At 44.4% G+C, this 16,216-nt stretch carries 11 protein-coding genes; all 11 read right to left on the minus strand.

Going from position 1 to position 16,216, the window contains the following annotated elements; all coding sequences use genetic code 11:
- Positions 1–217 precede the first annotated feature (217 nt).
- The gene (locus F7D20_RS04875; protein WP_158463080.1) at positions 218–1,366 is read right to left on the minus strand and encodes a Fic family protein; all 1,149 of its coding nucleotides are present in this window, start codon (positions 1,364–1,366) and stop codon (positions 218–220) included.
- 252 nt (positions 1,367–1,618) lie between these two features.
- Positions 1,619–4,435, minus strand: a complete 2,817-nt coding sequence (locus tag F7D20_RS04880; RefSeq protein ID WP_158463081.1) for a DEAD/DEAH box helicase — start codon at positions 4,433–4,435, stop codon at positions 1,619–1,621.
- A gap of 14 nt (positions 4,436–4,449) precedes the next feature.
- On the minus strand, positions 4,450–6,885 hold the full coding sequence (locus F7D20_RS04885; protein ID WP_158463082.1) for a site-specific DNA-methyltransferase: 2,436 nt from the start codon (positions 6,883–6,885) through the stop codon (positions 4,450–4,452).
- Between the two features lie 29 nt (positions 6,886–6,914).
- Positions 6,915–7,463 (minus strand): protein adenylyltransferase Fic, encoded by a 549-nt coding sequence (gene fic / locus F7D20_RS04890; RefSeq protein WP_158463083.1) that lies wholly within the window; start codon positions 7,461–7,463, stop codon positions 6,915–6,917.
- 21 nt (positions 7,464–7,484) lie between these two features.
- A complete protein-coding gene (locus tag F7D20_RS04895; protein ID WP_158463084.1) occupies positions 7,485–7,745 on the minus strand; it encodes a helix-turn-helix transcriptional regulator in 261 nt (86 codons plus the stop codon).
- A 179-nt stretch (positions 7,746–7,924) separates the two neighbouring features.
- Positions 7,925–8,146: a hypothetical protein gene (locus tag F7D20_RS04900; RefSeq protein ID WP_158463085.1), complete on the minus strand. Its 222-nt coding sequence runs from the start codon at positions 8,144–8,146 to the stop codon at positions 7,925–7,927.
- On the minus strand, positions 8,115–8,525 hold the full coding sequence (locus tag F7D20_RS04905; protein WP_158463086.1) for a hypothetical protein: 411 nt from the start codon (positions 8,523–8,525) through the stop codon (positions 8,115–8,117). Before F7D20_RS04905 ends, F7D20_RS04900 begins: the two co-directional genes overlap by 32 nt.
- 28 nt (positions 8,526–8,553) lie before the next feature.
- The gene (locus F7D20_RS04910) at positions 8,554–9,318 is read right to left on the minus strand and encodes a DUF5020 family protein (protein WP_022253283.1); all 765 of its coding nucleotides are present in this window, start codon (positions 9,316–9,318) and stop codon (positions 8,554–8,556) included.
- 286 nt (positions 9,319–9,604) lie between these two features.
- Positions 9,605–11,533 carry a glycoside hydrolase family 13 protein gene (locus tag F7D20_RS04915; protein ID WP_158463087.1) on the minus strand — a complete coding sequence of 643 codons (1,929 nt, stop codon included), beginning with the start codon at positions 11,531–11,533 and terminating at the stop codon, positions 9,605–9,607.
- Between the two features lie 40 nt (positions 11,534–11,573).
- Complete coding sequence (gene pulA / locus F7D20_RS04920) at positions 11,574–13,625, minus strand: type I pullulanase (protein WP_158463088.1); 2,052 nt, start codon at positions 13,623–13,625, stop codon at positions 11,574–11,576.
- A 291-nt stretch (positions 13,626–13,916) separates the two neighbouring features.
- A complete protein-coding gene (locus F7D20_RS04925; protein WP_158463089.1) occupies positions 13,917–16,052 on the minus strand; it encodes a glycoside hydrolase family 97 protein in 2,136 nt (711 codons plus the stop codon).
- Between the last annotated feature and the right edge of the window lie 164 nt (positions 16,053–16,216).

The raw sequence follows: 16,216 nt of genomic DNA on the forward strand, positions 1-16,216 counted from the left end.
CGCACCTCACATAAGATGCACAAAGAGCACTGGCTTTTACTTTTCCAGCGAGCTATCTCGATGCCGCTAAAACAACGATTTTAAAAATCGGTAAGCCTAATTACCGGTTTTTGAAAACCGCATCAGGCTGCCACTCCAAAAGGAGTTCTTGTACAAGTCAAGCATCCTCGGAGTTCCTCGGCTGAGCACCTTCGGGGAGCAAGCTCTGGCAGATTTTTCACATTGATTTGACACACTCATCATACACCGCTAACCCTTTCACGGTCAGAAGATATTTCTGGCGAGGATGATGTGGCGAGTTAGGAAATTTCATTTTTACCAAGCCTTCAGTAATGGCTGGCGTAAGAGAATATTCAAGGAAATTGGGACGATTCTTCAAACCGACCGCCTCCATCATTTCCTTTACGCTCTTTTCATCTGTGCCAATCGCAACAACTAACCGTTTTATATTTTCAGATAACGTAGATACGGTTTCATCAAAACTTGTATGGGTGCTTGTATGGGTACTTGTATGGGTATCACCAACATCTGCATATCCTATCAGCATATAACGGTTCTTCAGTTCATGATGTTCGCCCAACATCAAATTACGGAAGAACCTGATGAGGAATGATTTGTTGGGCTCTATACCTTTTGAAGGATTGCGATAGTTGGCACGAACAAGAGCATTGCGGAAATACCAAGAGTTGTCGGCAAACAAATCGTTGTCCACCTTGAATCCGATAGAGCGCAGATATTTGATGACAAACACGGCCGTTGTTCGTGTGTTGCCCTCACGAAACGGATGGTTCTGCCATAGCAAGGTGACGAAATCTACAATGTGACTGATGATTTCATCCGTTGACAGTCCTTTATAATTAAAGTCCTTTTCTTGCTGAATGTCATATCGCAACGCCATCATAATGTCGGCAGCACGTCCATACACAACAGTATCTCCTTGCAATATCCATTCCTTCTTGCTGATGTCATAGGGGCGCACTTCACCAGCATGTTTGAATACACCCTCAAACAAGTGCCTATGGACATTCAGAAATTCCAATGCAGTAAACGAAAAAGACTTCTCGCTCAGTAGCTTGGCTATATTGGCAGCCACACGGTCGGCCTCTTCCTTTTCGGCATCGTCCTCATCATGAGTAGTTTTGTTGACATAATACGATTTCAACTGTTCGCGCACATCATCAATGGTAATATCGCCCTCAATGTGTCTGACAGCCGTCTCTTTCAGATAGTCAGACACCTTCAGTCCGTCAACATCTTGCAGACCGATAGCCGTGCGCCATGCCGAAGCCCTTTCGCGCTTATGTGGCTCTGCCACACGCTCGTAGGCTTCGAAGTCTATATATTGTTGCTTGCTCTTGTCGCTCATCTTATTTGATTCTTATCTTCGCTAAACAACCTTTCTATTTGTTTGTCAAAATCTGACATTATTTTATGGCCTTGAATAATGCGATACTTGTCGTATTTTTTGCGATTGACTATACATCATCACCTCGTCAAACCATTTATCCGAAGGTATTCGAATTTTTCGGATAGTATCGGACAAATGGTCTTGTTAGTCGTATCTTCTTCCATAATATTCTACATCGGTTTAATCATGGTTTCTACATATTTATTTGTTTCAACAATCGAACTCACCCTCTGCATTAAATACCGCATCAAAATCAGCATCTGTCAAGCAATTGAGTACTTTGTTTATTACAGTTATTTTGCAGAAATCCAACCGAAGCATTCTGTCTCCAAAAGAAGTATGGCGTAGTCTCAGCATTTGGATTCTACTAAAGCTTGGGCATTCTTGAGCATACTTGGCAAGGGCTTTTGCTTTTGGCAGATTGTCGGCCTTGTCATCCCTATGTGGTTCAAGGATGGAAAAATCATAACCACCATTTCCATCACTTCTGACGACAATAAAGTCGGGATAAAATCTCTTTATTTCATTGCCGCACTCATACGGAATACATAAAGCCCAAGGTTTGCGGTCTTGGTTGCGAAGCCAGCACACATACTGCGGATGCTTTCGTTCTTCATCAAGAGTCAGTGGCTCCCATCCTTTCAACTTGAATGTGGCTGTACCTTCTGCATTCACAAACAGATGATCGGTACAAGTGTCGCCATCGTTATCAAGGTCTACATTGATAGTTTCTGGCAAACGAAATAAATGCTTGGAAACCGAACTGCCTTGTGCAATGAGGCTATTATATTGTAATCTATATTTTTCAGAAAGACGTTTAGTTTTGGGACGATACAAGTCGGCCAACCGTTCAAACTCACCTTTGGCATAACCCATTAGTAAATCACGCTGATGCTGGTCGGCTGCATACAGAATAACATCATACATATATGAATAATCGTCATCTTCTCCATACACATTTGCATATCTATCGCCTATGCCTTCACCACACAACAAAATATTTGCTTGCTGATATTGGTGGTATAGTCCGGCATCAGTTTTTGAAAAGAGGTCTGGACCTTGCTGAAAATCGTATGTATTTCCACTCTTGTAAAATTCTACACTAAGGGTGTTCAACTGAAAAGTCAAAGCTTTTTCGACCAATGCATCATATTCGTTTGCAGCTTTCAGCTGCTCTATATATGTATGTATCCTTTCTGCAATAGCGTCTTTCACATCATCCACTGCTTTAGCAGTTGCGTCCATTCCAGTCATGACAGCAAGACGCGCCATATCGAACAAAGCTCTCAGATAGTTCTTTGTTACAGTAGCCTTTTTTACCTCATAAGTCAGAATCTCTGCCTGATTAATAGCATCTTTCACTTTTTCATAAGGATCGATGAAAGTATTGGAATTCACAGATATCTCTGATTTTTCCATATTGCCATTTTCAAATGTATTTTGATGTTGTAACAATTGGCTAACCTCTACCTTAGGTTTCTGTATATTTTGTGTCGTGCCATATTTTTCTGTTGTATCAGATGTATTTGTCGAGGAAGAGGCGGATGTATTTATTGTAGACATTTCTTTTGTGTCAACAGTACCTGCGGAACTTGTTTGAGCTGCGGATGTATGCGGTTGCTGTTGATTTACCGAAGTAGCAGCAACTGGTCTTTTTGCGGTCATCACCACAGTGGTCTTCTTGCCTTCCTGCACAGCCTGTATGTCAGTGGGCAAATCGCCTCCTTCTTCCTCTGACAGTTTTCTTACTACATCTGCCACTGTATCTGCGTCAAAATGAGGCAGATATAAATGCACATAGTTAAGCGATTCGTCCACCTCAACACGCATTCTTAATGGTGTGCGAATCATCCTGCCAAGCAATTGTGCTATGTATGTGGCATCTTTAGCCACACGATATGACATCATAGCCTCAGCACGTGGACAATCCCATCCCGTAGACAATGCCTCCTTGAAAAATACTATCTTTATGTTTCGATCGTCATTGATGGCCGACGGCTCACAATAAGGCACCTCCAATCCGTTGACAGACAGTGTGCCTTGCTCACCAAAAGCATGAACCACCTCGCCTTTCTCAAACGTTTCGCCCGTGCGTTTTTCCACTTCACGCAAACATTCGTCCAAATCGGTTGCAGATACTTTACCTGTCGTGCCTGCTTCCACCTGTATCAGGAAAATAGGACACACATTCTGACTATGTTGTTTCTCAGTATAGTCGTGCCAATGGAGGCACTTGTCCTTCCATTCGTCGGCAGCAGCTTGAAGCACTGCCAAGTTTTTGTTTATAGCACTTTCTTCTGGATAGTGAATCTCAACAATGTCCTTCAACAGTCCCGACTCACGCACCTCTTTCGGAGTTACAACCACCTTGTTCAAAGTTGAAAGACTTGCATTTGCCAGCGTATTGAAACGTTCGGGAGTAGCACTCATGCCGATAATGAAAGGCAAAGCGGAAAGGCCGTCTTTAGGGCTTCCGTTTACGAACTTCTGCATGATGGTTGTCTGGTTTACTTTTGCTCCACGGTGTGCCTCATCAATGATGAGCACAAGATTGCGTCCGTATTCCTCTATGGTGTTTTCTATGGTTTCCCAAATCGTATAGTCACGGCCATCGCCAATGGCAACCATCTTGCTGCCTTTGCCTAACTTCTGCGTATTGAGAAAATAGACCATACCAGGCTCAAGTTTCTCGCCGCGAAACGACTCATCCAATGTCTTGAACTGGCTTATAACGAGTTTGTTGCAATATCTCACCAATTTCTGCTTACTTTGCTCGTTGAGTTCTGGTGAGTCGCTGAGCCAGATAAAGATGCTGGCAGGTATGGCAGCCACCATTCCCTCGTCATCGCCACACAGCATCGATTCTATGAAGTTAGCCATCATGATGGTCTTTCCTGCGCCAGTAGGAGCTGTGAACGATATGATTTGCTTCTGTCCGAAATGTTGCCAATTCATCTGCGCCATGGCAGCAGTTCGGCGGAGTTCGCTGACTCTGACTTTCTGAAAGGGTTTAAGAGATATGTTCATATTGGGTATCGTCGTTATTTTGTTGCATAATTGATACGGAAATTATCCAAATAGTCGCGGTAGAGCTGGAAGGTTTTCATCCCTTTCAGTTCGTTTGTCATAGCGAGGTACGCATTCTGGCTGTCTGTAATCAGATACACCACTTTTATTTCGGGGTGTTGGCTTATGTCTTCCTTGAAACGTACAAAGAAAGCCTCATCCGTCAATATGGCCATGCGGTTGTCTGGAAAAATGGCATAATCGTCTGTGATACTCTCTGGACATTTGCCTATTGCCCCTGCTTTCATCCACAGCAACGGCAACAATTCTTGCAACTGGCGTCCTCTCGCCACAGAACGCTTGTCCAAAAAACCAAGCTTGAAGAAGGCAGCATTAGCCTTGAATCCATCGCTCATTGGCATTTTCACCGGAATGGTTTCCTCTATCTGTCCCATCACCTCGCTTACCTCAGCCTTTATTCGCTTGAAGTCGGCATCCTTTTCTGCCACGATGTAGAAGTGGGTGATGTGGCTGTTGCCGTCTAATGCTTCCATCCATGCCTCCGCCTCATTTGTGTCAAACAAAATGCTGGCATTATAGCTGTCATCTTCTGACACGAGGAACGGCACGTCGTCGCTCATCGTTGGCAACTTCACATCTTTTTGCTTGTTGACAAGCGTCACCAAAGCCTTCTTCTGCTTCTTTGTGGCTTCAGCTGGCAGGAAGTTGATTTGCGTGAACTTTCTGTCGGTCAGTTTCGTTTCTGTCTGCGATGTTATGTAGTCGCCCACGATGGGCTTTCCGTTCACATCTTCGCCAAGTATGCTACACTTCGTTCGTGGCCAGTTCACATAGCGGGCAATCCCCCACTTTTCCCATTCTTCATCGCCGGGTCGAATACCTTGCGGTCTTAGTTCCTTTTCTTTCGGTTCGCCTATCTCATTGTTGGTCACCATAATGCAACGGCGGTGTCCGCCATCTTCCTTGTTCAAGAGGTTTACGGCATGGAGGGTCGTACCACTTCCGGCAAAGAAGTCGAGGATAAGGGCGTTGGGCTTGTTGGCGACAAAGAAGCGGATAGTGTCATGAACTGCGTAAAGGGATTTGGGGAAATCAAAACGACCACCGATTATTTTATTTAATAATTGTTTACCATGGTAAGTCGCGTTATGTAAAGGCAAGTCCCACTGTGTTCCAGGAATCCAACTTCTATCATATACAGAATTACCCTCTATAACTGAACCATCTTCACGATATCCTTTAATTGGATATGTGCCATTCTCAACTTTCTCTTGCTCTCCGCTTTTTAGATAGGTTATAGCCATTCCCTTATTTGTAAATCTACCAAGACGTACATATCCTTTCGCATAACTTTCCTTCAATGTGTCTTGACCAATTTGCCAGTTTCCTTCATCACCATTAGACCTGATAGGCCAAATAACAACAGATTTTTCATCTGACACAATCGTTTTTCTATCAATTTCAAGAGGTAATGACTCTCCAATTTTAACTATTTTCTTTCCATCCTTTGAAATATATAACGGGTAAAATAATCTTTGCCTATCTATACGTCTTGCGTTTGTACCCGCCCTCATCAATTGGTTCCAAACCAATCTGTCTGCTTTCTCTGTTTTTGTATTACCGCGCCATTCATTTGTTAGTGGTAGAGCTATTGGGGTAGAACTACCTATTTGAACAAAATAAATAAATTCATTCGATCGAGAGAATTCCCCTCCTCTACTAACTCCAGCGGTATTTATAACAGTACTCACCATCTGAATCCTCGCCTCAGGGAACATCTGCTCCAACAGGCATCCAAGATGATGATATTCCAGTTCATCAATCGTTACAATCAGCACCGAGTCGTTAGGGTTAAGCAGTTTCTTGGCTATCTTCAACCGTGCCTCCATCATCGACAACCACTTGGAGTGACGATACGCATCCGTACCATCAACATAGTCGCAGTTGTATTTCCAATCGTGCGAGTCGGGCTTGTTGTAAGGAGGGTCTATATAGATGCAGTCCACCATACCCGGATAAAGATAAGCAAGAGTCTGTAAGGCATGATAATTATCCGCCTCTATCAGCGTATGCCACAAGTCGCTGTCGGGTGCATTCTCCACACTGTCCATGGGCTTCAGATAAGGATATATCACATCGCCACGCTGCGCCACAGCCACTAAATCGTCAAGCAAGAAAGTCTTATCCTCAAGAGAAGCAAGATTTCGGCACACGGCATTGTCTTTCTCAATGTCTTGCACCTCATACACGTCATTAGGAGTATTGCCACGCAAAGCCACCTTCGTGCCACGACGAATCGTCACCTCTGGCATAAGTACATTATCAGGTAAATGGTTCTCGTAAACCAGTCCAAACCTTTTCTTCTTAGTCAGTCGAGCCACCTCTTCTCTGATTTGCTCTTGCAATTCAGTATTAGGTATTCGCTCTATATATTGGTCTATTGCAGCCATTCTATAATCTATATTTATTGTTTATGTATTTACTTTTCATACCCCTCATAGTAATAACTCTGCTCTATCCCCTTGAATATCACTTCACGGTTCTCCGTGTCGGAAGTGAGGTTCTGACTAAGCAGATAGCGCAGCTCGAGGTCGTTGATAGGTGAACGTTCCATGGCCGAGAGATATTGGTCTTTGTCAACATACTGCCAATTGACCACTTTGCCAAGAGAGCGTTTGAGCATCATGTCGAGCCAGATGCGTGTGGAGCGACCGTTGCCCTCCATGAAAGGATGACACACATTCATCTCGGCATATTTTTCAATGATATGCTCAAAGGAATCTTCAGGCATTTTCTCTACGGCAGCGAGGGCTGCTTCAAGATAAAGACTATTGGCAAAGCGGAAACCGCCTTTGGCTATATTCTTATCGCGGATGACACCAGCAAACGGGTATAGCCCATCAAACAGATAATGATGTATCTGCTGAAGACCTACTGTAGTTCCAACTGGAATTTTATCTATATCGCCCGACTCATAGAGGCGGTGTGCGTTATCTAACGATTTTTCGTCTATTTCCTTTGTTGTCATAATCTTCTAATTGTATTCATCTTACTGGTTTGATGAGATATTAAGAAGTTTCTCTGCTTCTATCTCAATCTGGCTTTTCTTCGTCTGCACAATGAGAGAGCGGACATCCACATCAAGAGCCTCTGCCACTTGTACAAGAGTTTCGAGGCTTGGTTGCGAACTGTTGGTACACCACTTGCTCACGGTGGCTGGGTCTTTACCCAATTCGTCTGCCAGCCACTTGGCTGTCCTTTTGTTTTCAACCAATACTATCTTGATGCGATTGATACCTTTCTTTGCCATATCCTTTCATGTGTTTCTTGGTCTACAAAGGTAAAAATTATCTTGGATAATCAAGAAAGATTACGGAAATAATTATCCATGTTATTGCGTTTTACATCTATTTTTAAACAAAATAGCACCAATTCAAGGCTCTACAATCAAAATCCAACTACTTTCTGCTCGATTTTCATTGATTATAACTACCTTTGCCATATCAGAGCTGCCGACAAAGAGTTCTTATCAAGGATAGACTCACGGAGTTTTTTACGATAGAACAATATCTTACTCAAGTTGTCCGAATAGAAATCTGTTCCCACCGAAAACTCTGTACTGAACAACACCAGTTCGCTGTAGGTCTGATAATAATCCTGCAAGTCCTGTCCACTCAATTCACGAACATCGATGCTGTCTATCAAGCACATAGGCAAGGTCGAAAAGTCCTGCCACAGAGAGAATATGTACCAAATTGAAGGTACTCTCGGTATATAGTTTCTTATTGTTCAACCGCTTGGCTATGATAAAATTCCGATTCACATACTTGTATGCAGAATCGTACTTGAAAGCCAGGTATTCATCATAGAGTCTATTGTTGATGGCATATTCCTGCCCCAAGGTGATAGAAGGTACAGATAATCCCTCCTTGATGATTTTTATCTTGCGCTCTTTCTCTTGGGTCAGTTCTTGCTGCTGTGCAAGCAGTTGATCAAGTTCCTCAAAAAGAACTTTCTCATCGAGTTCCTTGCATAAAGAAACCTGACAAGCACAAAACAGACAAACCAACAAACAATAGACTCTATTCATGACAACAGATTATTATTTTTACTTTTTACTAAAAGTCCCATTTCACACCTAAGCAGGGACGGCATTTGAAGCCACCTGTTGAGCCAAAGTTGTTGCTCAACTCTACCTCGCCTCCTACACTGAGGTTCTCGCAACCGAAGTGCTGACCTACATTGTACCAGAGCTGTGGCTCGGTGATGAAGACTGTGTGCTTGGTTGTAGCAGAACCATCCTCCTGATAGTCGACAGCATGAGTCTCCCACCAGAAATCGGCAAAGCCGTCGAACTTCAAGCCCTTTACACCAAAGATGTCGTTACAGGTCCAGACAGCAGTAAACTGCAAGGGTACATTCTGATCTGTCTGACGGATGGTCTTGTATAGAGCATCCAGAGTCAAAGTGTTCTTGTAATTCTTGTCGTGCACGAGGTATTCTACACCGAAGAGCCATGCATTGTTGATGGGATAATTCTTGGTGATACCACCATTGTACTCCACATGAAGGCTCCAGTTCTTGAACTGAGTTTTCTGCCAGAAGTTGAGTGCACGTGAAATCTCTGTATAGGTTCCTCCCTGGGCAATATTCTTCTCGCCCACTACCATTTTGTCGTAGTTGAAGTCGTGGTCAACAAAGAAATAAGTACTACCCCACTTGTCCTGCTTGAACATTTCGAGGGTAAGGGTGACAAACTTACGGTCGGAACCGAAATCATACAAAATCTGAGCGTTGGTCTGTGCCTTTGCCACTGAGCTGCAAGCCCAAAGAATCAGCAAAGCCATAACTAATCGCAAATGTCGGAGTTGGTTTAAAATCATTGTTTCTTATTATAGTTTTAAATATGTACAAGAAAGCCTCCTGCTCTCTAATCGTTTGCAAAGTTAATAAAAACTATAATAAGAAACAAACAATCTTAAATAAATATTGAACTCAACTTTCGAAAATGGGGAAGTCAAAGAATGTAAAGAAGTTAAAGAAGTTAAAGCCATATGCTTTACAGCTAAATCTTCAACTAAAAAGACTGTTGGCTATAACTTCTAACGACCGAAGGGAGTGATAACTTCTTTAACTTCTATAACTTCTGAACTTGGAATGTTCAATTTATCAGAATTCAAGTATCATTGCCTGACGAGGACGAAGCTTTACGTTCTTGTTGATAAGAACAGTGCGGCCATTCGTCACATCAGTAGCCTTTTCATGCGAACCGATAATCTCTGCATAGCGGGTCACATCCAGCTCATTGGCTTCCTTCTTGCCATTGATGATGGTCATGACTGTTTTACCCTGATACTGGCGTGCGATGACATACACACCCTTATAAGGACAGAACTGAGTCTGCTTGCCTTTGGTAACCACCTTGTTACCCTGGCGCCAATGCAGCAAGTTGCTGAGCCACTGGAACATCTGGTTCTCTGCCTGTGTTCTTCCTTCTTCGGTGAAGGCATTATGCTTGTCGCCAGCCCATCCACCAGGGAAGTCTTTACGCACGTTGCCGTCGGTTACACTCTTGGTGCCATTCATCAACACTTCTGTACCATAATAGAGCTGCGGTGTACGGTTGATGGTAAGCAAGAGCGCCAAAGCCTGCTTCAATGCCACGGTATCCTTGCCCTCGCCGAGGAATCTGTCGGTATCGTGATTTTCAATGAATGCCATCACGCTCTTTGGGTTAGGATAGAGATAATCGTAGCAGAACACATTATAGAGACGGTTCATTCCGTTCCACCAGTCATCGGTTTCCTCGTTCTTGGCACTGTTGATACGGTCGAAGAAGGCAAAGTCCATCACTGTTTTCAGATAGCTGTTCTTCTCTGAGAGCTTGCTGTCTTTCTGCCATGCAGCAGTATAGGCTGGCTCAGTAACCCATGTCTCGCCTACAGTATTGAAGTTAGGATATTCGTTGTTGAGCGTCTTCATCCACAAAGCCATCGCATCACGGTCGGCATAAGGATAAGTGTCCATACGGATGCCATCAATTCCCACGGTCTCTATCCACCATTCGCTGTTCTGGATAAGGTACTTGATGACATGAGGGTTGCGCTGATTGAGGTCGGGCATAGAAGGTACAAACCAACCGTCTACCGTCTCTTCCATATCCACCTTGCTGGCGTATGGGTCGAGGACAGGAGTCAACTTATAACTGGTCTGTCGATACATATCGTTCACAGTTCTTGCTCCGTCCACAGTACCAATCTTCTTCACATGCTCAGGAGTCTGATACTCAGGAAGAAGCCATTCTGGACAGTTGAACCAGTCTTTTGAAGGCATATCGGCAATCCATGGATGCTCGAAACCACAGTGATTGAAAATCATATCCATCACCACCTTCAAGCCTTTCTGATGGGCCTCGGTAATCAACTGCTTATACTCAGCATTAGTACCGAAACGTGGATCCACCTTATAGTAATCGGTCGTAGCATAACCATGATAGGTACTTTGCTTGCCATTGCTTGGACTGTCATTCTCTAAGACAGGAGTAAACCACAGAGCTGTAACGCCCAACTGATTGAAGTAATCCAAGTGCTGGCGGATTCCCTCTAAGTCACCTCCATGACGCAGACTGGGAGCATTTCGGTCGCAAGTCTTATCGCGCATAGTCTTGATGGCATCATTCTTAGGGTTACCATTAGCAAAACGGTCTGGCATCAACATATAGAGCACATCCTCATTAGAGAAACCGATGCGCTTATCGCCTGCCATCTCGCGGTCTTTCAACTGATACTTCACCTTCTTAGTTTGCTTACCTTGCTTGAAATTAAGAATCATCTCACCAGCCTTGGCATCCTTCAGATTGAGATAAACCAAAAGATAGTTGGGTGATTCCAATCGAGCTATGCTGTCAACGCTCACACCAGGATAATTCACTGTAACATCAGCACTCTTGATGTTCTTACCATACACCATCAACTGCAATGAAGCATCTTTCATGCCCACAAACCAGTCGGCTGGCTCAATACGGCTCACATTGACTGCCGCCGTCATACTCATTACGCTACTCATAAGCAACATGAATGAAACAAATTTCTTCTTCATTATAGATCTATGTTTAAGTTATTGTATTGACTTTCGAAACTTATTTCTGATACAGTATCAATGCCGACTGGCCATCTATGATGGTTTCGTTACCCACCAATGGCATCCCGATTCCGTCTTCATTGATAACCCCATTGCAGCAAGCCACATGATACTCGCCCTGAGGTATCGCTACGGTGCGGGCTTCCTTGTTGGCATTGAAGATGACAATAATGTTCTTCCAGCTGTCTATGCCTTCCAGGTTCTTGAGTCTGAAGGCAAGCAGGCAACCATTCTTCCCCACCTGAGCGCCATCTTTCTTCTGCTCTGCAACAGGGGCTGTTGGCAAGAACTCCAAATGTTCTCTCACAGCCTCAGCCTTGGCAAGACGGAAAGCCGGATGATTCTTTCGAAGCTGAATCAGGTTGCGATAATATTCAAACACCTGTGGATATTTCTTCAGATTCTCCCAGTTAAACTCATTGATACTGTCGGGCGAGCAATAACTGTTGTGCACACCCTTCTTGTCACGCAACATCTCCTCTCCTGCCAAGAAGAAAGGCACACCCTGCGATGTGAACACAGCAGTCTGAGCCAACAAGTCGAGGCGAATCAACTCTGCTATACGTTCGCTCTCCGTTCTGGAAGCATCTTTGATGCCAGGCACGGTTGCCTTCAGTCGGTCAACAAGACACATATCGTCGTGACAGCTCACATAGCTGATCTGCTGGGTAGGCTCTGCTGTCCAAGGCTTCTTGTCATAGTTGACCAAATTCATATCTACCTGCGGATGGGCAATGCCTCCCACTATACCAAACTTCAGACTCTCTTCCTCGCCGGGAATGCCAGCCAGGAAAGCGCCTTTGGTATTGTCAGAGAAAGGACCACGAAGGGCATCTCGCATATCATCGCTGAAGGCACCGATACCATTGAGTTTGAAGGTGTTGGCCTTTATCGCCAACTGGTCGTTTGGATAAGCACAACTTCCTGCGCTCCAACCCTCACCATATATATAAATAGAAGGATCTATCTTGTCAACAGCAGCTCTGATGAGCTTCATCGTCTCAATATCGTGCACTCCCATCAGGTCGAAACGGAATCCGTCGATATGATATTCATTCACCCAGTAAAGCACACTCTCTATCATATAGTCGCGCATCAAAGGTTTCTCTGAGGCCGTCTCGTTGCCACAGCCCGAACCGTCGGAATACTTACCATCGGCTGTCTTGCGATAATAATAATCAGGATAAGTACGCTGGAAATTGCTTCCGTCAATATTGAAAGTATGATTATAGACAGCATCGAAGATGACACGGATGCCTGCTTGATGCAGCGCCTGCACCATCTGTTTGAACTCTCTCACTCTGACTGCAGGCGAAAAAGGATCGGTACTATAGCTGCCATCAGGCACATTATAGTTCTTAGGATCATACCCCCAGTTGAACTGTGGCGTATCAAGGCGTGTCTCATCTACCGAAGCAAAATCGAACAAAGGCTGGAAGTGTATCGCATTGACACCGAGGCGCTTGAGATATTCTATCGCCTTAGGTTCTGTCAGTGCCAGATACTTGCCTTTATACTTCAGTCCAGAGGTAGGTGACACCGAGAAATCACGCACGTGGAGCTCATAAATCACCAAGTCGGCAGGCGACTTCAGTTCTGGTCGCTTGTCATCCTTCCATCCCTCAGGATTGGTAGAAGCCATGTCGATGATGGCACCCCGATTGCCATTCACACCGACAGCCTTGGCAAAAGTACCGGGACATTCACCCTTTCCCATATCAAAAGTATAGAACTTTCCCTTCAAGTCACCCTTTACGGTAGCTTCCCATCGGTCCTTACCTACACTTTTCATCTTGATGGTCTTGACAGGTTTTCCTATCAGTCCGTCTTTATAAATACGGATTTTTACACTCGGTTTTGCACTACTGGAAGAAACCTGTGGAGTTGCACCAGTTACACCATCTACTTCAACAGAAGCTGTAGGTGAATTCAAAGAGAAAGTAGTTTTATCCTTAGAATAGGACATTTCATTGAAAGCACCTTGTGCCATCAATGAATGGGGAACTAAAACAGCAGTCAAGGCTACTAAAAATTGATTTTTAATGCTCATACGGTTAAGCTTTTGCTAGATTGAGAGAAAATCCAAACAAGAATCATTCTCCATTTTACGTATAAATATAGACTTTTAACTAAGCTATAGCTATTATACTATCTTTTTCTTGCATAAAATACCTACAAAAGCGTATTTTATGCAGAAATAGGAAGAACCAAACACGCTCATTTTTAGCGTATTTGATTCCACCTTGCCATTCGGTCGGAAATACAGAAAATACAGTGAATATAAAAACCCTGTTTTTTCATGAATTTCACAACCAAAGTACACCAGTTAAAATTTTAAAGTTTATTTGGCAAGCAATGAGATGGCAAAGCCACCACCACGTGCCTCTTTGATCTTCAAGACATCACCCTTCTTCACAGTCTTGTGAATAATCTGGTAGGATTTAGGGTTCTTCTCATAGTCGGCATTCTTGCCGTCCTGATAGATGGCGCAGGCATACTTCTTACCCTTGTCGAGGAAGTCGAGCTTCACTACCGATGTACGGGCTGCGTCAGTCTTGCCACCAACAAACCAGTTGTCGGTTCCTTTTGCCTTGCGGGCTACGGTGATATACTTGGCAGGTTCTGCCTCTATATACTTGGAGTCATCCCAGTCGCAAGCCACATCGCGGATAAACTGGAAAGCATCGTCGTACTTCTCATAGTGCTCAGGCAGGTCGGCTGCCATCTGCAAAGGACTGTACATCACAAGATAGAGTGAGAGCTGACCACAGAGAGTGGTGTGCACATAACTTGAGTTGTTGCTCCACTCCGACAGTTTGGTCTCGAAGATACCTGGAGTATAGTCCATAGGTCCTCCCTGCAGACGGGTGAATGGCAGCATCACGGTGTGATAGCTTACACTTCCACCAAAAGCCTCATACTCAGTACCTCTTGCGCTCTCGTTGCCCACCAGGTTTGGCCATGTACGGCAGATACCTGTAGGACGTGTAGCCTCGTGAGCATTCACCATGATGTGATGTTTGGCAGCCGTCTCAACGACACGCTGGTAGTGATTGTTCATCAACTGGCTGTAGTGATATTCGCCTCTTGGGATGATATCGCCCACATAACCGGTCTTCACGGCATCATAACCATACTTGTTCATCAGCTGGAAGGCATTCTCCAAGTGACGCTCATAGTTAAGAGCTGCGGCAGAAGTCTCATGATGCATCATCAGTTTCACGCCCTTGGAATGAGCATATTCGTTGAGCATCTTGATATCGAAATCAGGATAAGGAGTCACAAAGTCGAAGACATCAAGTTTCTGATGGCCAAACCAGTCTTCCCAACCTTCGTTCCATCCTTCAACCAACACTTCCTGCAAACCATTCTTTGCAGCAAAGTCGATATAGCGCTTCACTTCTTCATTGGTAGCCCCATGTGTTCCATTAGGCTTGCACTTGCTATAGTCGGTCACACCAAGGCGAACAGAAGGCAGGTCGTTAGTGTAGCTCCATGTTTTAGTGCCTACAATCATGTTCCACCACACACCGCAGTACTTAGTAGGATGAATCCATGAAGTATCCTCTATCTTGCAAGGCTCGTTGAGGTTGAGTGTCAGTTTGCAGGAAAGCATATCGCGCGCATCATCACTCACCAGCACGGTACGCCATGGTGTGTTGAAAGGAGTCTGGATGAATCCCTTTCTGCCTACCGCATCAGGTGTCAACCATGACTCAAAGGTCAGTGTCTTTTCATCCAGATTGAGGTGCATCGTAGGATAATCCAGACAGGCAGCCTCATGGATATTGATATAAAGTCCGTCCTTGGTCTTCATCTGGAGAGAGGTCTGCACACCTGTGTCAGAGAAGACGGTAGTGGAAGAGTTGCTTTTGTATGATTCGCGGTTCTTGGCGATAACAGGACGGATGCCTGTCAGAGGAGTAATCTGATATTCATACTCCTGAGTGTCGTAGTCACCTGGAATCCAATAGGCAGTATGGTCGCCTGCCATGGCAAACTGGGTGTGCTCTTCCTGAATGACGAAATAGTTGAGCGATTCCTGCTGTGGGAACTCATAGCGCAGACCCATACCATAATCATATACGCGGAAGCGAATGGTGATGTTACGGTTGGAAGAAGCCTGATTCAGGTTGACCTCCATTTCGTTATAATTGTTGCGAATGGTAGCAGTCTCACCCCATACAGGCTTCCATGTCTCATCAAAAGAAGAGGTCTTGCTTCCTGTTTCGGTGAATCCGTCCATCAGATTGGTTTCCGTCAGACCCTTGCTGGCATGCTTGTCCTTGGCAAGCTCCAGTCCGAGGTGTGAGGGTTTACATACTGTCTTGCCCTTATAACTCATCTCGTAGGTAGGCTGTCCATTACCAGTCAGAGAGAATGTTACCGATACATTGCCATTGGGCGATTTAACGGTCTGCGCTGCCGCCAAGAGAGGCAGCAGCAGACCAACTACTAAAACATTCAATTTCTTCATATAGTCCAGTGTTATTTTGTCTTTTTCAGTTGTTGCTTGCCTTGTTCTGCAGTTTGCCTTGTTCTGCTATTGTTTGTCAGTAAAAGTAAGTCTTTTGGTTAGACATTGCAAATATACAAAAAAGAGAAATACCCTCCTAAAATTTGGAGGGTATTTCTTTTTTG

This window comes from Segatella copri (assembly GCF_009495355.1).
Taxonomy (GTDB): Bacteria; Bacteroidota; Bacteroidia; order Bacteroidales; family Bacteroidaceae; genus Prevotella.